The organism is Clostridium muellerianum, assembly GCF_012926525.1.
Lineage (GTDB): Bacteria > Bacillota > Clostridia > Clostridiales > Clostridiaceae > Clostridium_AM > Clostridium_AM muellerianum.
The window spans coordinates 63412-84789 of record NZ_JABBNI010000006.1; the positions used below are offsets into that span (position 1 = coordinate 63412).

Sequence of the window (21378 nt, forward strand, 5' to 3'; positions counted from 1 at the left end):
CAATGCAATTAAAAGCCTCATTAACCATTAAGCTTAAAATTTACTTTACATTAAAAAATAAAAAGCAGTGAAAATATCACCGCCTTTTACTTTATTTAGTGCCAAATAGCCTATCTCCTGCGTCTCCAAGACCAGGTACTATATATCCACTTTCATTTAATTTTTCATCTACTGATCCAACATATATATCTACATCTGGATGTGCATCCATAACCGCTTTTACACCTTCTGGAGCTGCTATAAGACACATTAATCTTATATTTTTAGCACCCTTCTTCTTTAATAAAGTTATAGCATCTGCAGCTGATCCACCTGTTGCAAGCATAGGATCAGTAACTATAACTTCTCTATCTCCTATATCCTGTGGAAGCTTACAGAAATATTCTACTGGTTTTAACGTTTTTTCGTCTCTATAAAGACCTATATGTCCTACTTTTGCAGCTGGTATAAGTTTTAACACTCCATCAACCATTCCAAGACCTGCTCTTAATATAGGCACTATAGCTACTTTCTTACCTGCAAGCATCTTGCATTTAGTTTTGCATATAGGCGTTTCTATTTCTACTTCTTCTAATTGAAAATCACGAGTTACTTCATAAGCCATAAGCATTGCTACTTCTTCTACTAATTCTCTAAAATCCTTAGACCCTGTATTTTTATCTCTTATAAACGCTAACTTATGTAATATTAATGGATGTGCTATTTGTGTTACTTTACTCATTCCTATTCCCCCTAATTATTTACAATACTTTTTTTCTATTTCTGAAATTTTATCTATTCTTCTTTGATGTCTGTCACCTTCAAATTCTGTCTCTAAGAAAATGTCCACTATATCCAATGCTAATCCAACACCAACCACTCTTTGTCCTAACGCTAGTATATTAGCATTATTATGCTGTCTGCAAGCATGAGCACTAAATGTATCGCCACATACTGCAGCTCTTATACCAGGAACCTTATTGGCTGCTATGCTTATTCCTATACCTGTACCGCAAACTAATATACCAAACTCATAATTTTGAGCTGTAACTTCTTCGGCAACCTTTAGCGCAAATTCAGGATAGTCACATGACGCTTCTGTATAAGTACCAAAATCTTTAATTTCCATGCCTTTGTTTTGTAAATGTTCTATAATTTCCTTTTTTAAAGGTAATCCAGCATGGTCACTTCCTAAAGCAATTTTCATATAAACACCTCCAAATAAATTTGTAAAACTAAATTCAATATTTAAATGCCATTAAGCCGCAAAAAAAGAAGATAATAACATTTAACTAATGCCTATATCTTCCTTTAATTTACCTAACAACAAAATAATACTACTCTTTAATTGAGTATAAGTTTTTCTATACACTTCTATATTACTGCCAAATGGGTCAACTATATCACCATTTACTGAAACATATTCATTTAGAGTAAATATTTTATATTTAAATTCAGAAAAAAACTCATATAAAACATTTTTAATGCCCTCAGTCATAGTTAAAATAATTTCAGAATTTTTCACCATATCATAAGTAATTTTAACAGCTTTTCTATCACTTATATCAATCCCTATTTTTTCTTTAACAACTTCAGCAGAATTTTCAGAGGTTTTACTATTTTTTACTATAGATACTCCTGCAGAAACAGCTTTTACGTTTTCAATATCACATAAATAATTGAATATTGATTCTGCCATGCAACTTCTACAAGTATTTCCCGTGCAAACAAATAGTATGCTTTTCATGCTTAACCTCCTAAATGTAAAACTTAAACTCTCATAATATCAAATCCAGCAGACTTCTGTAGTCTATTCATTACTGCTACTCCAACCCCAACTTCTTCAAAGGCTTCAGAAATTATTATATCTACACCTTTATCATCAAAACTTCTAAGTGTTTCAAACAAATTTTTGGATATACTTATCATATCTTTTCTGCTTCCTAAAGATATTATCATTCCATTTTTATAACACTCTTTTGTTTCATCTGTAGCCATTATGCCCACAGATTTATTTTCACCTATATAATTTTGCACCATTTCATTGATTTTTGCAATAGTTTTTTGTAAATCACCTGCAATAATTTTCACCTGTGCTTTTGGTGCATAATGTTTGTACTTCATTCCAGGTGCTTTAGGCTTGAAATCTTTATCAGGTTTTTTCATTATAGCAGGATCTATGTATGCATCTTTATCTACTTCTTTTAACATCTCAAGAGTTATTCCACCAGGTCTTAAAATACAAACTGGTTGTACAGTACAATCTATTACTGTTGACTCTACTCCAATATCACACATTTGCCCTCCGATAATATAGTCAATTTTTCCATCCATATCTTCTATACATCTTTCTACATCTGTAGGACTTGGTCTTCCTGAAATATTAGCCGATGGTGCTGCTATAGGAACACCACATGCTCTTATAAACTCTCTAGCTATAATATTTGATGGCATTCTAATACCAACGCATTCTAATCCAGCAGTTGTAACTTCTGGTATAGCTTCAGATTTATGAAGTATCAATGTCATAGGACCTGGCCAAAACTTTTCCATAAGCTTTTTTGCCACTTCCGGTATTTCTTTAACTAATGGCTTTATTTCTTCAAAATCTGCTATATGAGCTATTACAGGATTATCTTGAGGTCTTCCCTTAGCCTCAAAAATCTTTTTTACAGCAATCGGATCTAATGCATTACCTCCAAGTCCATAAACAGTTTCCGTTGGAAAAGCCACAAGCCCACTTTCTTTTATAACTTTCGCTGCTTCCATTAAAATATTTCTATCTAAATTTTCTTCATCTAGCATTTGTATCTTTGTATTCATTTCTAAACTTACCACCCTTTTAAAAAAATTGTTTTACCAATGAACAAAAGTTAAAATACGTATTTTATGTAAATACTAATACCAATTTCAGATTTAATTTATAATTATACTTCAATAATACTTAAATTTCAACCATCATACAAGCTTACAATCGTAATTTTAGTAAAAAAAAGACTGGAAACTTAATTTTAAATTTCAACAGTCCATAAATAATTTATAAAACATTTACCATTGTAAGACCTACTATTACTCCGCCTAATACTCCAATGGTACTGGTTAAACCTTCCCACAATCTTGAAGATTCTGGTATCATTTCTCCACAAACTACATACAGCATTATACCTGAAGCAAATGATAGACAAGCAGCCAATACATTAGTTGATATATTAGCTATGTATGCGCCGACCCAAGTACCTATAGCTGTAGGGAAAGCTGTTACAAAGGCGTAAAATAATATTTTAGATACCTTCATTCTGGATGCTACAAGCGGCGCTGAAACAGCAATTCCTTCTGGTATATCGTGAACCGCTATTATTATGCTCATCTTAATACCAAGAGTACTCCCTGCTGCAAAACCACACCCCATAATAATTCCTTCAGGGAAATTATGAATTGCGAGGCCTATTGCAGCCATAAAAGCAATCTTCAAATGTCCACTTATACTACCTATGTTTACCTTATTGTCAATAAAAGCTATAACTGCAATCCCAATTATGCAAAATAATAAGGTTCCACCAAAGTTCCATTTATTAAGAGCTTCTGGTATTAAATCAAACACTACTACAGATAACATAAGCCCTCCCGCAAAACCTATCATAGTTCCCAACATTTTATCCGATGGTTTTTTTACCATTACCCCTAAAGAAGCACCTATCATCGTGCCTACTAAGGATACAATACTTCCTATAACTACGAGATAAATTGTACTATCACCCAAAAAATCACTCTTTTACTTATTACTATATAAACTATTGTATTTATTTAACTTGACATATATGCCAGGAATTTAAATTGCACTTAAACTTTGTATGACTCGGAGTTTTCACGATAAAACTTTATTTTTTCTACTGCTTCTTCTGTAAATTCAGCATAAACGCAACTTTTATATATAAGATCTAAAAGAGGATATTTATTAATACCTCCTCTTTTTATTATAGTATAATAGTATTCATTCTCAGGATGTACAATTTTAATTCTATTATATTGACAAGCTACATATGGATGCTTTTTTAAAAAATTAATACTAATAGGCATCATTCTATCGCTTCTAAATTTAGATTTAGATAACAATATAATTTTAAAATCCTTTTCTCTTGTATCTTTTAATATAAAATTTTCTACATGAACTAAAATCACCTTATCTCCACCTATATTAATAGTCTTTCTAGTTAATCCTAAGTTTATTTTCAACTTATAATTATCATATTGGAAAGTAAGTGATTCCTTATTAATTCTTATGCAAACTGCTAATAGTATAAGTAATTCTATAACCACTAAATAAAATATGTAAAACAAATAAAACTTTTTTGATAAAATAAGTATTATTGGCATTACAAAAAAAATAAAGCTCATAGATAGCATAAATCTTTTATAAGATTTTTTCTGCTTTCTTATGGCTTTATCTATATTCATAGTTTCCCTCTTTTCCTAAAAATTAATAAATAAAATTAATTATTCATTATTTCCCATTGCCTTCATCTTTTCTGCTTGATCTGTAGTTATAAGAGCATCTATAACTTCATCTATATCTCCATCTAAATAAGAATCTAACTTATATAAAGTAAGTCCTATTCTATGGTCCGTAACCCTTCCCTGAGGATAATTATAAGTTCTTATTCTTTCGCTTCTATCTCCAGTTCCAACTTGACTTTTTCTATCTTCAGCTATACCTGCACTTCTTTCCGCTTCAGCTCTTTCAAATAATCTAGATTTAAGAACCTTCATAGCCTTTTCTTTATTTTTAAGTTGAGATTTTTCATCCTGACAAGAAACTACAAGTCCTGTTGGTAAATGAGTAATTCTTACTGCCGAATCGGTAGTATTAACACACTGTCCACCATGCCCTGATGCTCTAAATACATCTATTCTTATGTCATTAGCACTTATAACCAAATCAACATCATCAACTTCAGGTAAAACTGCTACTGTAGCTGTTGATGTATGTATTCTTCCACTTGATTCTGTATCAGGAACTCTTTGAACTCTATGAACTCCACTTTCATATTTCAACCTGCTATACGCTCCTGCACCCTTTATCATAAATACAATCTCTTTAAATCCACCTATATCTGTAGCATTTAAGCTTATGGTTTCAATTTTCCAACCTTTACGTTCTGCATATCTTGTATACATTCTTGTAAGGTTTGCAGCGAACAATGCTGCTTCTTCTCCACCTGCTCCACCTCTTATTTCTACAAATACGTTTTTATCATCATTAGGATCTTTAGGTAAAAGTAATATTCTTAATTCCTGATAAGTTTCTTCCATAGAAGCTTCAAGCGCTTTTATGTCCTCTTGAACCATTTCTCTCATATCTTTGTCTGATTCGTCTTTTAGCATTTCCTTGTTATCTTCTAATTCTTCTTCAGCTTTTCTATATTGTCTATATTTCATTACTACGTTTTCTAATTCTGCGTGTTCTTTACATAATTTTTGCCATTCTTTTTGATCTGCCATAACCGACGGATCACTTATCTTTATGGATAATTCTTCGTATTTATTTTCTATAAACTCAAGTCTTTTTAACATACTTTTTTATCACTCCGTATTAATATTTTCACAATTAATAATTATATCACAATACTTTTATAACTATCAACTGATTTCCCTTTTTCCTTTTATAACTCTATCTCTTCCCGCTAAATCCTTTATGCAAATTATATCTGTAAATCCATTCTTTTTTAATATGCTGCTTACAGAACTTTTTTGATCATATCCTATCTCAAATAATAGAAATCCATTATTATTTAGCAGCTTTAAACTTTGCAATGTGATTTTTCTATAAAAATCCAGGCCATCCTGACCTCCGCTTAATGCTTCATAGGGCTCATAGTTTTTTACATCTTCCATTAAAGTCGGAATAACATCATTTTTAATATATGGTGGATTTGAAACTATTATATCAAATTTTTCGTCATTATCTATAAAATAATCTAACAAATCGCTCTTTATTACTTCAACTTTATCTTTAAGTTCAAACCTTTTAATATTCTCAGACGTAACCTCATAAGCAGTAGTGGATATATCACTGCATTTAACCTTAATATCTTCTACAAATTTTGCAATGGATATACCTATTATTCCACTTCCACAACACACATCACATAGGCTTTTTAACTTATTTCCTTTTATGCACTCTAAAGCTGTCTCTACTAAAATTTCTGTATCAGGTCGCGGAATCAATACTCCTTCTTTTATATAAAAGTCAACTCCCATAAATTCACACTGACCTAATATATATTTTATAGGCATCTTATTTTTTCTAAGATCAATTAAATCAAAATATTCTTTTTGATCATCAGCACTTACTTTGTAATCCCTATTTAGTAGTATAAAAAGCCTATCCTTTTTTATTATTTTTCCAAGAAGGAGTTCACAATCTATCTGATAGCTATCTATCCCCGATGACTTCAAAGTTTCATATCCAAATTTTAAGAGTTGGCCAATATTTAACTGTTCCTTCTCCATACATTTTTCTCCATTCTTAATTATATTACTTTGCTGAATTTTAGTAAACTATCTTAACCATCAATTTCTAATTCTTTACTTTCTACTATTTCTATACCTTCTGCTGATTTAAGAGCCTTTATAGCTACTTCTAATTGTTCCAAATCAGGCTCTCTTGTAGTAAGCTTTTGAAGCATAAGACCTGGGTAGGCAGTTACTCTTGATAAAACGCTATCACTTTTTCCCATCCACTTAATAATTTCATAAGTGGTACCCGAAACTATAGGTAAGAGCAACAACCTATAAAGTATTCTTTGCCACAAACTATTCCATCCGGTAAATGAAAACAACACTATACTTACTATCATAACCAAAAATAAGAAGTTAGTTCCACATCTAGGATGAAATCTCTTAAATTTTTTAGCATTTTCTGGTGTAAGCTCCATATCGCTTTCATAACAAAATATAGTTTTGTGTTCTGCCCCATGATATTGAAAAACTCTATTTATATCTTCCATCTTTCCTATAAGGTATATATAAACTAAAAATATAATTACTCTTATAAGACCTTCAATTATATTTAAACCTACAGTACTATAAATGCCTATTTTTTTAAAAATATTAGCTGCAAAAGTAGGAAGTATAAAAAATAATAGAGTAGCTATACCTAAGGATACAAACAATGTTAAACCCATAATTACATTATCACTTTTATCCTTAAATATATTTTCAAACCACTTATCTAATTTGCTAGGTTTTTCCTCCTCTTGTGTATCTTCGAAAAAAGATGCAGAATAATTTAATGTATTTATACCTATTATTAATGATTCTATTAGTGATACAAATCCTCTTAAAATAGGTAATCCGAACAACTTATTTTTCTTTGTATAAGGTACACATTCCTTTCTATCTATGACAATTTCACCATTAGGTTTTCTTACAGCTGTAGATATACCCTTCATGCCCCTCATCATTACGCCTTCAATTACAGCCTGTCCGCCAACTGAAGTTTTACCTGGCATTATTTCACCTCATTTTCGTGTTGCATTTTATTCTCAAAATAGCACTTTGGACACAATGCTTCATAATCAATGTTATCTTCTTTATCAATCGCCACTTGCTTGCCTTCAAATACAAATTTGCCATTTATCTTTCTTCCATTTACAAGCGCCTTTTTGCCACAATTACATATAGTCTTTAACTCTTCTAAACTATGTGCTAATAAAAGTAATCTTTCACTACCTTCAAATCCATTCATTTGAAAATCCGTCCTAAGTCCATAACATATAGTTGGAATGTCCTTAATTACAGCTATTTTAAATAATTGATCTATTTGATCTCTTTTTAAAAATTGAACTTCATCCACTAAAATACAATCCAAATTTCCATTCTTATCAATATATTTTTCTACTTCTTCATATACATTTTCATCTTTATCAAGTAGCATATCAACTTCTCTACTTATTCCTAATCTTGAAACAATTTTATTACCTCCCTTAGTATCAGTATAAGGTTTTATTATAATAATCCTCATTCCTCTTTCTTCATAGTTATGAGCTACTTGAAGTAAATTAGTAGACTTACCACAATTCATAGCCCCATATCTGAAATATAATTTACTCATACAATTAACACCCCTGTATCTTAACTTTTTAAAATATTTTTTCTAAACAAATATATTTTAACAGACCTACTATATATATTAAAGAGTTGTTTTGAGCAACTTATATTCTTAACATTCAATTCACAAATTAAATATGAATGGACTTTCTATAGGTGTTCATTCAAGACTACTTTAAGTTTAGATAAGCTCATATATGTAAAATCCAAATTGCAAATATCACCAAAATAATTTGTTCATTGACTTAATCTTAGTTATTATGTTATAATACAGTAGTTAAAAATAGAGGTAAATCCTCAAATCAAGAGAGGTGAAAAATATGAAAAACGGCATACATCCAGAATACCATCATGATACGGTAGTTAAGTGTGCATGTGGAAACTCTTTTACAACTGGTTCAACTCAGAAAGAATTAAAGGTTGAAATATGTTCTAAATGCCATCCATTCTTCACTGGCAAGCAGAAGTTAGTTGACGTTGGTGGAAGAGTTGATAAATTCATGAAGAAATTCAACTTAACTATGGAAGACAATAAATAAGCTTTAATTTTTAAAGCTTATTGCAAAACCTGTCCTTTACTTTAAAGGACAGGTTTTATTATTTCTCTGAATTTTTAGTCATATCCATTTTACTTGCTAAATTTATAAATTCTTCATTATTCTTTGTCTTTGATAAAAGACTAATTAACTGCTCTGTAACATTTTGAGTATTGTTTTCATCATATAAAACTTTTCTTATGTTAAATGCAGCTTCCTTCTCTACTGGGTTTTCAAACAATAAATCATCTCTTCTTGTTCCTGATTTATATATATCTATAGCTGGGAATATTCTTCTTTCTTGAAGTCTTCTGTTAAGATGTACTTCCATGTTTCCTGTACCCTTAAATTCTTCAAATATCATGTCGTCCATTCTACTTCCTGTTTCTACAAGAGCTGTGGCAAGTATGGTAAGACTTCCGCCTTCTTCAATATTTCTTGCTGCACCAAAAAACTTTTTAGGCATTATTAATGCTCCTGGATCTAATCCTCCTGACAAAGTTCTTCCTGTAGGAGTTATAGTTAAATTATACGCTCTAGAAAGTCTTGTTATGCTGTCTAATAAGATTACTACATCTTGACCTTGTTCTACCATTCTTTTTGCTCTTTCAAGTACCATATATGCTACTTTTGTATGATGCTCCGGTTCCTCATCAAATGTTGAGTAAATAACTTCACCTTTGATAGACCTTTGCATATCTGTAACTTCTTCTGGTCTTTCATCTATTAAAACAACTATAAGCTTTACTAATGGATGATTCATAGATATACTTTGAGCTATTTTTTTTAGAAGAGTGGTTTTACCAGCTTTAGGTGGAGCAACTATAATTCCCCTTTGACCTTTACCTATAGGAGATATTATATCCATAAGTCTTGTTGATAAAATTCCCTGAGTAGTTTCTAGATTCAATCTTTGATTTGGATAGATAGGAATAAGAGTTTCAAATGGTTTCCTTCCAACTGCTCTTTCAGGGTTCTCACCATTTACCCTTTCTACATAAAGCAGTGCTTTAAACTTTTCTCCTTCTTTTGGAGTTCTAACTTTTCCTTGGACTTCATCACCAGTTTTTAAATTGAATCTCCTTATCTGAGATGGAGATACATATATATCATCTGGACCTGTTAAATAATTTTTTCCTCTTAAAAATCCATAATTATTATTTTCTATTATTTCCAGTACGCCTCTTGCTGTATCTGATTCATTTATCATTTCCTTAAGTTTTTCTCTTTTTTCTTCTTCGTTAGTTTTATGTTCTTCAACTTTATCAGTTGATACTTTTGTTTCTTGATTTTTTGTTTCTTTTCCTGACTGAACTTCATTGTCATTAACTACCGTTTCGCTTTTAGGGCTTATTTTTTCTCTAAGTATCTTTCCATCCTTTTCAATAGATGCAGGAGAAACTTTTTTAACCTCTTCTATTAATTCAGATTTTTTATACTTAGATATATTCTTAATTCCAAGACTTTTTGCCAACACTTTCAATTCGGCAACAGTCATGCCCTCTATATCCTTAGTCACCAAAAAATAACACCTCACAATATTAAGTTTTCACAATTTATTATAATCTTAGGGAAACGTTTAAGAGAATTTCAATTTAAAAGAATATACCGTACAATACATTATACCCCTTTTTTTTATTTTAATCCACATTTTTCACATTAAATATTATATTTTAATAATTTACCTTTCATAGTAACTGGTTTTTAATGCTATTGATTATTTACATCATAGCATATAAACTTTTATTCACATTGTTACATCTATCTACCTTTTGTTTCACCTTATCATAGTTTCCTATATAAAATAAAGGCATACCTAGTGCTTCACATCCTCCAACTATCAAATCACCTTTTATAATCTCATAGAAACTATATCTATAGCAATGAAAATTTCCACAAATGGAACATTTAACTTCTATACTAATTCCTTTATTCACTGTTTTTAATTTTAAAGAAGGGAATTTTTCATTAATTTTGCTTGATTCAAATAAAGAAAAACTTTTAATATCATAAGAACCATAAAAATTTTTCAATGCAATAGTTATATCCATATCTAATAACATAAAAGTCACCCCTTCCTTCTCTAGAAAATTTTTATATATATTATTTCTATATATATTGTTAAAATCCTTCATGAAAATTCTACAATTATTATTTTGATATAACATTTTTTTCGACAAAACAGAATAATTTTAACAAAAACGATGCGTTATAATCTCTTAGTATTAATTTTTTACAAAATAAATAAAAACCTATTTAGTTAAAAACTTAACTTTAATACTATATATTACATCTGACCTGCGTTTTCACAATCAGTATCTAATATACATTATGTATTAAACAATCTTTAACCAAATAGGTTTTTTATGTTATATTAATCTTTTAGGCATATGAAAGAAAATAGCAAGTCAAAGATGTTAGTATATTTTGTGTCAGACAAGGAAACAAGTTCCGTTGATAGTTGTTCTATCAAAGGGTTCTGTTGACGCAGTATGGCGCAAAATATACTAACATACTGACTTGTTATTTTTTTGAATATGCCTTAATTAAAATTCAGATTTACCATTATCTAAAGAAGCTTTTATAAAATTTCTAAATAAAGGATGTGGTCTGTTAGGTCTTGACTTTAATTCAGGATGGAATTGAACTGCTACAAACCAAGGATGTTCCTTTAATTCAACAATTTCAACAAGTCTAGAATCAGGACTTGTTCCCGATAAAGTGAGTCCTGCTTCTGTTAATACTTTTCTATACTCATTATTAAATTCGTATCTATGCCTATGTCTTTCATATATTACTTCTTCACCATAAGCTTCAAATGAATTAGTATCTTTCAAAAGTTTACATGGATAAACTCCTAATCTCATAGTGCCACCTTTTTCATCTATATCCTTTTGATCTGGCATTAAGTCAATTACAGGATAGTTTGTATCCTCATCAAATTCTGCACTATGTGATTCCTTATATCCTACTACATTCCTAGCAAACTCTATTACAGCGCACTGCATTCCAAGACATATGCCAAGGAAAGGTACATTGTTTTCTCTTGCATATCTTATTGTTTCTATTTTTCCTTCTACGCCTCTATCTCCAAATCCACCTGGAACCAAAATTCCATCTAGATCCTTTAAATACTCAGATGCATTTTCTGCTGTAACATCCACTGCATTTATCCATTTAATGCTTACATTAGCATCATTAGCGTACCCACCGTGGTTTAAAGCTTCAACTACTGATATATATGCATCATGTAATTCAACATACTTTCCAACTAATCCTATAGTAACATTTTTAGAAAGGTTTTTAATATTGTTTACCATACTAATCCATTCTGTATTATCTATTGGCTTGCAATTTAAGTTTAGCTTATTACAAACCAAAGTATCTAACCCTTCTTTATTAAGCATCAAAGGAACTTCATATAAGTTTTCTGCATCCAGATTTTGTATTACAGCATTTTTATCTACATTACAAAATAATCCTATTTTCTCCTTCAAATCATCAGAAAGAGGTTTTTCCGAACGACAAACTATTATATCTGGCTGTATACCTATGCTTCTTAATTCCTTTACTGAATGTTGTGTAGGTTTTGTTTTAAGTTCTCCTGACTTTCCTAGATATGGTACAAGAGTAACATGTACAAAGCATACATTTTCTACTCCTACATCATACTTTATCTGTCTTATAGCCTCTAAAAATGGTAGTGATTCTATATCTCCAATAGTTCCACCAATTTCAGTTATAACTACATCTACATCTCTTTCTTTTCCAACCCTATATACCCTTGATTTTATTTCATTAGTTATGTGTGGAATTACTTGAACAGTACCTCCTAAGTAATCTCCTTTTCTTTCTTTTGAAATTACAGACCAATAAATTTTTCCTGTAGTAACATTACTATTTTTGCTCAAGTTTTCATCGATAAATCTTTCGTAATGTCCTAAATCTAAATCTGTTTCTGCACCATCATCTGTTACAAAAACCTCTCCATGTTGATATGGACTCATTGTTCCTGGATCTATATTTATGTATGGATCAAATTTTTGAATAGAAACTTTAAAGCCTCTATTCTTCAAAAGTCTTCCTAAAGAAGCTGCTGTTATTCCTTTTCCTAATGAGGATACTACTCCTCCTGTTACAAACACATATTTTGTACTCATAAAAATTCCTGCTTAAAAAGCAGTCTTCACCCCCTGCGTTTTATAATATTTGAAATTTTATCTTTCTAATTGTGACAAAGAAACGATTCTGAGCAAACTATTTCATAAATATAAGTTTACTGCTTATTCTAAATTTTATATAATTATGTTAAAATACCTGTTGACAAACTTTTTTATTAGTTTTATAATAAAAAATACCCTATATAATATATAATGGCATTTTTGTGTTTTAAAACATACTTAATATACTATCACATTTCTATTTGTTATGCCATACTTTTTTTGCGTTTCTTTTAAAATTATTTTATTCTATTTTCTCTAATATATTCTCTGCTTCAAAATACATGCTCCTTATCTTTCTATTCAGTAATATCTTCTCCTTTGCTTTTCTAACATTACTATTTATATTTTTTGAATTTACACTAGGAAAATCCTCCTGTATCATTTCCATATCATCGCAACCATATTTTTTTATTAGCAAGAAGAAAAGATATTTACATTCCTTATCCTTTAAAATCCGAAATAACTTTTCCCTATTTATACCTTTATATTCACATAAAATATTTATTATTTTTTCATATTGTTCCCTTTTATCATTAAAATACTTTGGCACATTAACACCTTCTTATTTTTATTTATATACTTAATATTAATATTGCCATAATTTTGAATTAATAAACTTTAGTACCATATAAATAGAAAAACACAGCATTTTAATCCTGCTGCGTTTTTATGTTTATCTCTAATAATGTATCCTGAGGTTTATTCCCTGATATACTCATAGTATAGTCTATGAATATTTTTCCTCCATCATCATCTAAATTAACAATTAATTTTTTTGTTTGTGTCTTTAATTCTAGTGTTCCATAAGGAGTATCATACATAGATATATTTTCTTTTCCTTTATAAAATTCCATTTTACTAGTAGTACTTCCTGATCTTATAAGCGAAAATTTATCCTGACTTGCCTTTAACGTAGTTGTTGTTCCTTCCATTCCTGAAATTTTAGTTTCTTTATAAATAGCATAATAAGTATCATCTCTTTTATAAAAACTTCCTGGTGTTACCACTTCAATAACATCATCTACATCTTCAGTTTGTTTACTTGATACAGATATAATGGCCTTTTTTTTCACAAAGTTCACATCCTTTATGTTAGTTCAAAATATAAATTATATTTTGAACAACTATGATAATATATATTTACTTAATTCTTCCTCAGTAGCAGCTTTGACTTCTAAGCATTTATCTAAAGGTTGTTTGAAGTAACCATATTTAATTTCTATTTTTTCTTCATTCTTACCCTTACAATATCTTCCTGTAATCTTTGCCGCAAATTCTATATCTTCTTCATTTGGTTCTCCTAATATTATTACCATAGATCCGTTAAAATTTTTTGCTAAAAATATCATATCGTTCTTACTTAAATACTGTTTTATTTCCTGTGCCTCTTCTGCAGTTCTTGTTGAAATAATTTTAGCTTTTTCTGATACTCTAAAATGTCTTCCAAATCTTAAAACTTCCAAATCATTCTTAACTATATTTTCTTTTTTATCTAACAGATCTCTTAGCCTTTTTGAATAATTAGGCTCAGTAAGTTTACATCCTCCAGCTGGCGATGGATAGTCCTTTATTTCCCATTTCTCTGCTAATTCCATTTGAACCTTTCTACTTCTTCCTGATATATCCATAAGATTTTCTCTATTAACTAATCCTTCTAACTCCATCTTTGTTGGGGCAAGATTTTTAGCACATAAAGGTCTTAGTATTTTTTCACTAAATCCAGATTCTTTTTTTACTACATCTAATGAACTTTTATTCTGCGACATAGGTCTTTGATTTAAAACTTCACCTGTTATTATAAAATCAGCTTCATACTTTTCTAACATTTTACCTGAATAATTCATCATTAATGCATGGCAATCAATACAAGGATTTATATTTTTTCCATAACCATGCTTTGGATTCTTAACCATTTCAAAATGTTCCTCTGAAAAATCAACAACTTCTAAAGGCACATCTATCTGCTTAGCCATTCTTATGGCATTTTCAGGTCCGAAAAAATAAGATTTGAAACATATTCCTATTACTTCTATACCCTGATCTTTTATAAGTTTTGCTGCTAATACACTATCTAGTCCTCCAGACATCATTGCAAGTGCTTTTGTCATATTAATCACCTTTCCTGTGGACTATAAAATTAGTCCTGCTTTTATTTTTCAAACTTCTAAGTAATAGTTTAGTTAATTTTTAATACTTTATCAATAGATTAATTTTTATAATAGTATATTTTTCGCAAAACTATAAGAAATTTTAGATTGTATTACAAAAAAATGCGAAGCATTTTTTAGAGAACAATTGACAGAGGAAAGATGACAGTAAAGGTAAGTTTTCTTCCTTACGTTAGAAAACTAATTTATTTTTTAAACTTGTTTTGCTAATGCAAAACATCGCTTAAGCAAGCATCTAAAATCTATAACTTTCAGATGATCACTTACTCAGAAAGCACTCCTGAGTAACAAAAAATCAGTAATTTCTTTTAAATTAAAGATTTTTCGTAGTATAGCTGAGAAAAATCCTCCTTCACTGTCCTCTGTCAATTGTCCTCTGTCCTCTTAAAAATATTGCTTCGCATTTTTTTACATTGTAAGTTTACCATTTGGAGTATTTATAATTTGAACTATTTTCTGCTCATATCCTGTTTCTGCATTTATATATACTATAAAATTGTCTTCTTTATAATTCCCTGAAAATTCATAGCATAGTACTTCTTTATTCATTTCTGTTGGAACTATAACAAGTCTTTCATTTCTTATATTAAGTCTTTTTCCTACTTTTTCTCTTGCTTGATCCCCACTTATTTTAGGTGTAGATATAGTTCTATTTTCTTCATGAGACATAAGATATTTTTCTGATTCAATTCCTATTATGCTTCCATCATCTAAAGCTATCTTTAATTTAATCTGATCTGGATATATTATAATATTTTTCTGCCTATATACATAATTTATTACAGCAGTATCTCCATAATTCAACGTATATGTAGGTACCATGTCTTTATATCCTAAGTTCTCCAAATACTTAGCTCCAACATCTACCGCTTTATTAACATCTACATTAGTTTTGTTTATACTTCTACTATCAAGTAAATATAATACTTTGCCACCACGTTTACTTATCTCACAAATTACATTGTTATCTTTCCTTCCCTTAATTGTTACAGAAAACCTGTATGAATCTATATTTTGCTTACCTGTGCTCACTTTTAATTCTACAGCTTGAACTTTATCCTTTCCTATAGTCTTTATAACTATTTGTTCAGCTTCTTTTTGTGAAACTTCCTTCTGTAAATTTATTTTAGGATTTATTTTTAACGTATTATCCGAAAATGGGCCATCATAAATTAAAGCAGGATATTGCGTTACTTGTTTTTGTATACCTTGAAATTTTTCACCTATTCCTGGTTCTTTATTACTAGCGAGTACACTGCTAGTTTTCTTTCTTATATCCCCCCATCTAACCTTTCCATTATTTATATCATCAGATACTTTTTTCAATTGTTGTTCTAAAGTAAAAGATTGATTTTTTAGCCTATCTATTGTACCGTAATCTTGTTCAGTTAATGCTCTTCCTTCAGTAGATACTTTTGTTAAACTATAGCAAAAGTCACCTACTTGAGATAAAAATTTGCTGGTATCTCCTGTAACTTGCTGTGATACTGGTAAAGAATTAAGTTTATCATTTGCCATAGATGAATATCTAAATATATCTTCAAAAACAACTATACTTTGTTCTTTAGATCCAACTATATTTGCTTTTCCCAAATCCACTCTTATATTTTGAACTGAACTTATAAGATCATACATATTTTTGCTATATTCACCTTGAAGATAATTCCTGTAATCTGTTCTTTCAAGAGTCATAAGAATGGCAAAGGTACTGGAAAAAACCACTATCAATGCAACTACAGATGTATATATTATTCTCTTTTTAGTAAACTTCATGAAAACTCCTCCTAAAGTATTTATTTTTAAATATAGACTCATTTATATTATTTATATTTAATTAATTGTTATTCATTATATAATTGTTTTCTTAATAATTATGAATAAGGCCATATTTCAGTGTTAATAATAAATTATAACTGTAAAATAAATTTGGACATTACAATATATATGGAAATATTAAAAATTTGATATTTTAATATTAACTTTTTCTTACTTATATTAATTTTTTCTTAATTGTTAGCCAAACTTGTTTATTATTCTTCTTATATTTTATATAATGTTATTACATACTTAACCAGAGGGTGATTAAATGAAAGTTTTGATTCTTTCGGTTTCTGCAGGCGGCGGACATGGTCATGCTGCAGAAGCATTAAAAGATTATATAAATTTAAAATTTCCTGAATCAGAAATAAAAATTATAGATACTTTAAAATATATAAATCCAATAATAGATAAGGTAGTAATTGGAAGTTATTTAAAAACTTTAAAAGTTACGCCTTCTCTTTATGGCAAATTATACAATCATTCGGAAGGCGACTATGGAATCGCCAATACAATTAGTGCTAAATTTAATGAAATTATGACTTACAAATTGATGCCATTAATAGATGAGCTTTCCCCAAATATTTTAATATCTACTCATCCATTTACAACAGAAATGGTATCCATAATGAAAGCTAAATACAACTTAACTATACCTGCTATTTCCATAATTACAGATTATTATTCTCATGGTTCTTGGCTACATCCTTACATAGATGCTCACGTAGTTTCAAACAAAGATATGGTTGAAGACATGGTATCTAAAGGAATACCCAGAAACACAATTCATGATTTGGGTATCCCTGTAAAACCTAATTTTATAGAAAAATATAAAAAAGAGGAGACACTCAAAGAATTAGATTTATGTACCTCTAAGTTTACTATCCTTGTTATGGGTGGTAGTTTAGGTATGGGTAAAATTACAGATGTATATCAAGAGTTAATCAAAGTAAATAAGGATATTCAAATAATCGTAATAACAGGTAAAAATGAAAAGTTGCATAACGAACTGTTAATGTTAAAAGAAACTTCTACAAAACCTACCAAAATAATAGGTTTTACTGATACAGTTAATAAATATATGCAAGCTTCCGACTTACTGTTAACTAAGCCTGGTGGTCTTACAATAACAGAAGCTCTTATATGCAAAATACCTTTAGGTATTTTTTCACCAATACCAGGGCAGGAAGAAAAAAATGCAGAGTTCCTTTTAAACCACAATTTAGCTATTAATCTATCCGATACTAATAAGTGTCAGCAAACTATAGAAAACCTATTAGAATTTAAAGATAAATTAACAGTCATGAAAGCAAACTGTAGTAAATTTTCAAAACCTGATAGTGGTTATAAAATAGTTGAACTTATAGAATATTTGATAAAAAGCAATAACGTTACCGGTTTAAAAAACTTTGATAAAGATTATTACAAAGATAATAATCTTAAAACATTTTTTAAATCTGTTGAAGAATACTTTATGAAAACAGCAATTAAAATTTTTGCAAATAATTAAAAAATCCAGTAATTACTTAGCTGGATTTTTCTTGTTTTTTAATAATTCTAAAATTTTAAGTTTAACTTTTATATTACTTTTATCTCCAGAATTACATATCTGATTATCCACCATTTTATATTCCTCTGGAGACAAAACCTTCTTCATATCCTTTTCCGTTTCTTTATAGGAAACTTCACCTTTTGTAACATCCACAAAACATAGAGGAGGAAACATTACACACCACCAATTCTGCCCCTGACCATTTCCTATGATTATTCTATAGGCTTCATATCTTCCCTGAGGTAGTGTTATATTTCCATATGTTTTTACAGGAAAGTTTTCATTAGATAATGTTGTATTAACAGTATAATTATATTTATTTTCTTTTATTACACTTTGTGCTATTTCTATTACTTCATTATTATTTTTTTTAATTATTTCTCTTGATTCATCTATACTCTTAGAATTTTTTAATTTAGGCTGCATATATTCTAAAACCTTATCTCTAACTTTTAATTTAAGAGCTTGGTCACTTTTTGAATCACTATTAGCTATTACATGAAACCTTATAATTTTAGAAGCTATATCCTCTTGAACAGGAGCGCTGCTTACATTTGACTTATTAGTAGCTAAGGAAAACATACCTAAAATACAAACAAAAATAATTAAAAACCTTTTCATAATTTATATCCCCCATTTTATAATTTGTTATTAGTATTATTGCCATATATCTTAGTTATATTCACCTTAACATTATTTATCTGATACCAGGAACTCTGTTTATTTTGATACTCCTATTCTTCTTATCTTCGTGGTTACATCAACATTTACTACTGAATTTTTATATGTTTCAGGCCAATTATTTTTCTTTTGACTCCATATGGCCGGATGATACTTTCTTACATATTCTTTTAATTCTACTGGATCTACCTGAAATTCATTTTGAGTAACCTTGATTAACTGTTCACATTCTTCTTTTAATGATTTATTAAAATCTTTTTCTATAAGATTTAATTCATCCTTTGAATCCAAGTTACCATTTATATGATATTCCTTTAGTTCTCCTTCTAAATTAACATACACATTAAATACAAGTTTTCCATCAACATCTTTCACTCTTACTTTTGTACCTGTACTGTTAAAAGAAACATCTATAGGATGCCCATCTTTATATATTGCTTTCTTCCCCCCACGAAGTTTACCTTTTAACATTTGCAAATTAGCAGTTTGTGTAGGTGATAGATATCCCTTTAATCTGTAATCTTTTATTATACCCACTCCACTTATCTTCAGCTCCTTTTTATCCTTATCTATTTCCATAGCTGGCAGCACTGCATTGCCATTTTCATTAAGTGAAACAAGAAATTCATTTAATGTTACAGGAACCACAGCATTTCCCGTATCATTTTCTACCAAGCCAGTGATATAACTTTCAACATTCTTTTCCATCTTAGGTTTATATTTTATATAATCTTCTGTTTTTCCTTTTCCTATAGTCACCATCATCATTCTATCTAATGAAGGTTGTCTTTGTAGGTAGTCTACAATCTCCTTTAAAGCATCTTGATGATATAAAAGTTCATTACTTAATACTAAAAGTTTTATGTGACTGAATTTTATAGTTCTGCTGCTTTTAGCGCTAGCCTTACTTATAGCATCTTCCATAGAATAAGCATCTGTATCTATATATATATCTTCAGCTGTACCTCCCTTATCCGGTCCTAATTTACTTATATCTGGAGCTCCTAAAGTGATATGTAGCTTTTTTACATTCATACCTGTGTATGGCTCATCTGACTTTACCTCTTTAGGCTTTTTATCTATCTGTTCTCCAGCATCTACTCCTAGGATAGATATAAAGGTTTTTCTATCTATTTCAACTTTATCCCAGCATCCACTAAAAATACAGCAAATTAATATTAAAGGTACAAACTTTTTAAGCTTCATTTTATTCAACCTCCCTCTCTCGCCTTCCTCTAAGTTTATTTACTAAAAGTAAAAGTAAGGGAAGTATAATTAAAACATACAAAGCAAATATTCGCGTTCCTATTCTTCCTATATAGTAAAGCTCTGATATATTTTGAGGATACATTGCTATACCATATATAAAAGGAACTATAATTAATATTGATAATTTTACATCTTTTAATCTAAATACGTCCTTAATTATATCTGCAGAAAAATAGTAGTAATTAATAAAGGTTGTAAAGTAAAATATTACCCACATCGCCATTACTATACCTTCCCATCTTTCTATAAAAGCTCCAGGAATATTTATAGACTTTATCATGGTTATAGTAGGCCATAACAACGTTTTCGTCTGTTCCTTTGAAAAAATTGATATACAAAACACTACTATAATTGCATAAAAAATTGTTACAAACCCAATACTTTTTAAAATACATTTATTTACCCCAGCTTTGTTTTTTACAAATGGCAAAAATAAATACATCAATTCAAATCCAGTAAATGTATATACAGCAGTATTTATACCTTTTAAATAGTCTACCGGAGTGTTCATAAACATTGGGAAAATATTTGTAAAATCCAAATGATTCAATGTTAATAAAAGAATCAAAAGTATAGGTAAAAACATTATTGCAAAAGTAATTTCATTAAATTTTACTAAATTATCAATTTCTCCTCTTATAAGATAACTTCCCGTAATTATAGTTATCATAATTAAAAACTCTGTAGGGGTATTTTCTAAAAGATACATTTTTATTACTTCTACAAATGACCTCATTCCTATTGACATTGAAAAAATAGTATATGCTGCAAAAATTATTGAAAGAACTGCTCCAAATATTTTTCCAAAGTTATTCTCCATTAAATTGTAAAATCTATTGAAATTATTAATTTTTACTACTTTATATATCAAATATGCTAATCCATAACATATAACTCCAACCAATAGTGTTACAATCCATCCATCATTACCAACAGTAGAAGCTAATTCTCTGGGATAAGAAAATACTCCTATTCCTACAATAGCTGCAACAATGGTAGAAAATAATCCATAAGATGTAATAAAATTTTTATTATTCATAAAA

22 protein-coding genes are annotated in these 21378 nt (G+C 29.3%); 2 read left to right on the forward strand and 20 right to left on the reverse strand.

Annotation, left to right across the window (positions count from 1 at the left end; translation table 11 throughout):
• Positions 1-91: 91 nt before the first annotated feature.
• The 10 genes from upp to HBE96_RS02390 all read right to left on the reverse strand — a co-directional run bounded on the left by upp (position 92) and on the right by HBE96_RS02390 (position 8092).
• The gene (gene upp / locus HBE96_RS02345; RefSeq protein WP_169296164.1) at positions 92-721 is read right to left on the reverse strand and encodes a uracil phosphoribosyltransferase; all 630 of its coding nucleotides are present in this window, start codon (positions 719-721) and stop codon (positions 92-94) included.
• 15 nt (positions 722-736) lie between these two features.
• Entirely contained in the window at positions 737-1186 is a 450-nt protein-coding gene (gene rpiB / locus HBE96_RS02350) for a ribose 5-phosphate isomerase B (RefSeq protein WP_169296165.1), read from the reverse strand.
• Positions 1187-1267: 81 nt separating this feature from the next.
• The gene (locus HBE96_RS02355; RefSeq protein ID WP_169296166.1) at positions 1268-1726 is read right to left on the reverse strand and encodes a low molecular weight protein arginine phosphatase; all 459 of its coding nucleotides are present in this window, start codon (positions 1724-1726) and stop codon (positions 1268-1270) included.
• A gap of 23 nt (positions 1727-1749) precedes the next feature.
• Entirely contained in the window at positions 1750-2802 is a 1053-nt protein-coding gene (locus HBE96_RS02360) for an L-threonylcarbamoyladenylate synthase (protein WP_169296167.1), read from the reverse strand.
• 214 nt (positions 2803-3016) lie between these two features.
• Entirely contained in the window at positions 3017-3739 is a 723-nt protein-coding gene (locus HBE96_RS02365) for a ZIP family metal transporter (protein ID WP_243186805.1), read from the reverse strand.
• A gap of 80 nt (positions 3740-3819) precedes the next feature.
• Complete coding sequence (locus HBE96_RS02370) at positions 3820-4434, reverse strand: hypothetical protein (RefSeq protein WP_169296168.1); 615 nt, start codon at positions 4432-4434, stop codon at positions 3820-3822.
• A 39-nt stretch (positions 4435-4473) separates the two neighbouring features.
• Complete coding sequence (gene prfA, locus HBE96_RS02375) at positions 4474-5550, reverse strand: peptide chain release factor 1 (RefSeq protein ID WP_169296169.1); 1077 nt, start codon at positions 5548-5550, stop codon at positions 4474-4476.
• A 66-nt stretch (positions 5551-5616) separates the two neighbouring features.
• A complete protein-coding gene (gene prmC / locus HBE96_RS02380; protein WP_169296170.1) occupies positions 5617-6489 on the reverse strand; it encodes a peptide chain release factor N(5)-glutamine methyltransferase in 873 nt (290 codons plus the stop codon).
• Positions 6490-6542: 53 nt separating this feature from the next.
• A complete protein-coding gene (locus HBE96_RS02385; protein WP_169296171.1) occupies positions 6543-7490 on the reverse strand; it encodes a DUF1385 domain-containing protein in 948 nt (315 codons plus the stop codon).
• Positions 7490-8092 carry a thymidine kinase gene (locus HBE96_RS02390; RefSeq protein ID WP_169296172.1) on the reverse strand — a complete coding sequence of 201 codons (603 nt, stop codon included), beginning with the start codon at positions 8090-8092 and terminating at the stop codon, positions 7490-7492. Before HBE96_RS02390 ends, HBE96_RS02385 begins: the two co-directional genes overlap by 1 nt.
• A gap of 316 nt (positions 8093-8408) precedes the next feature.
• Here HBE96_RS02390 and rpmE point away from each other — a divergent pair, with 316 nt between their 5' ends.
• Positions 8409-8627, forward strand: a complete 219-nt coding sequence (gene rpmE / locus HBE96_RS02395; protein WP_169296173.1) for a 50S ribosomal protein L31 — start codon at positions 8409-8411, stop codon at positions 8625-8627.
• Between the two features lie 58 nt (positions 8628-8685).
• Here rpmE and rho read toward each other — a convergent pair whose 3' ends face one another.
• The 7 genes from rho to ypeB form a co-directional block, all read right to left on the reverse strand.
• Positions 8686-10146, reverse strand: a complete 1461-nt coding sequence (gene rho, locus HBE96_RS02400; protein ID WP_169296174.1) for a transcription termination factor Rho — start codon at positions 10144-10146, stop codon at positions 8686-8688.
• A 199-nt stretch (positions 10147-10345) separates the two neighbouring features.
• Positions 10346-10687, reverse strand: a complete 342-nt coding sequence (locus HBE96_RS02405) for a hypothetical protein (protein ID WP_169296175.1) — start codon at positions 10685-10687, stop codon at positions 10346-10348.
• 483 nt (positions 10688-11170) lie between these two features.
• Positions 11171-12784 (reverse strand): CTP synthase, encoded by a 1614-nt coding sequence (locus HBE96_RS02410; protein ID WP_169296176.1) that lies wholly within the window; start codon positions 12782-12784, stop codon positions 11171-11173.
• Between the two features lie 304 nt (positions 12785-13088).
• Positions 13089-13397, reverse strand: coding sequence for a ribose-5-phosphate isomerase (locus HBE96_RS02415; RefSeq protein ID WP_169296177.1), 309 nt, complete (start codon positions 13395-13397; stop codon positions 13089-13091).
• A 100-nt stretch (positions 13398-13497) separates the two neighbouring features.
• Positions 13498-13920 (reverse strand): DUF1934 family protein, encoded by a 423-nt coding sequence (locus HBE96_RS02420; RefSeq protein ID WP_169296178.1) that lies wholly within the window; start codon positions 13918-13920, stop codon positions 13498-13500.
• Between the two features lie 51 nt (positions 13921-13971).
• Positions 13972-14955 (reverse strand): tRNA 4-thiouridine(8) synthase ThiI, encoded by a 984-nt coding sequence (locus tag HBE96_RS02425; protein WP_169296179.1) that lies wholly within the window; start codon positions 14953-14955, stop codon positions 13972-13974.
• Between the two features lie 468 nt (positions 14956-15423).
• Positions 15424-16788 carry a germination protein YpeB gene (gene ypeB / locus HBE96_RS02430; protein WP_169296180.1) on the reverse strand — a complete coding sequence of 455 codons (1365 nt, stop codon included), beginning with the start codon at positions 16786-16788 and terminating at the stop codon, positions 15424-15426.
• Between the two features lie 313 nt (positions 16789-17101).
• Here ypeB and HBE96_RS02435 point away from each other — a divergent pair, with 313 nt between their 5' ends.
• Positions 17102-18343 (forward strand): MGDG synthase family glycosyltransferase, encoded by a 1242-nt coding sequence (locus HBE96_RS02435; RefSeq protein ID WP_169296181.1) that lies wholly within the window; start codon positions 17102-17104, stop codon positions 18341-18343.
• A 12-nt stretch (positions 18344-18355) separates the two neighbouring features.
• On the opposite strand, the gene spoIIR is transcribed toward HBE96_RS02435, so the two are convergent.
• The 3 genes from spoIIR to HBE96_RS26130 form a co-directional block, all read right to left on the reverse strand.
• Positions 18356-19006, reverse strand: coding sequence for a stage II sporulation protein R (gene spoIIR / locus HBE96_RS02440; protein ID WP_169296182.1), 651 nt, complete (start codon positions 19004-19006; stop codon positions 18356-18358).
• A 99-nt stretch (positions 19007-19105) separates the two neighbouring features.
• A complete protein-coding gene (locus HBE96_RS26125) occupies positions 19106-20272 on the reverse strand; it encodes a Ger(x)C family spore germination protein (RefSeq protein WP_243186806.1) in 1167 nt (388 codons plus the stop codon).
• Position 20273: 1 nt separating this feature from the next.
• Complete coding sequence (locus HBE96_RS26130; protein WP_243186807.1) at positions 20274-21374, reverse strand: GerAB/ArcD/ProY family transporter; 1101 nt, start codon at positions 21372-21374, stop codon at positions 20274-20276.
• Positions 21375-21378: the final 4 nt, after the last annotated feature.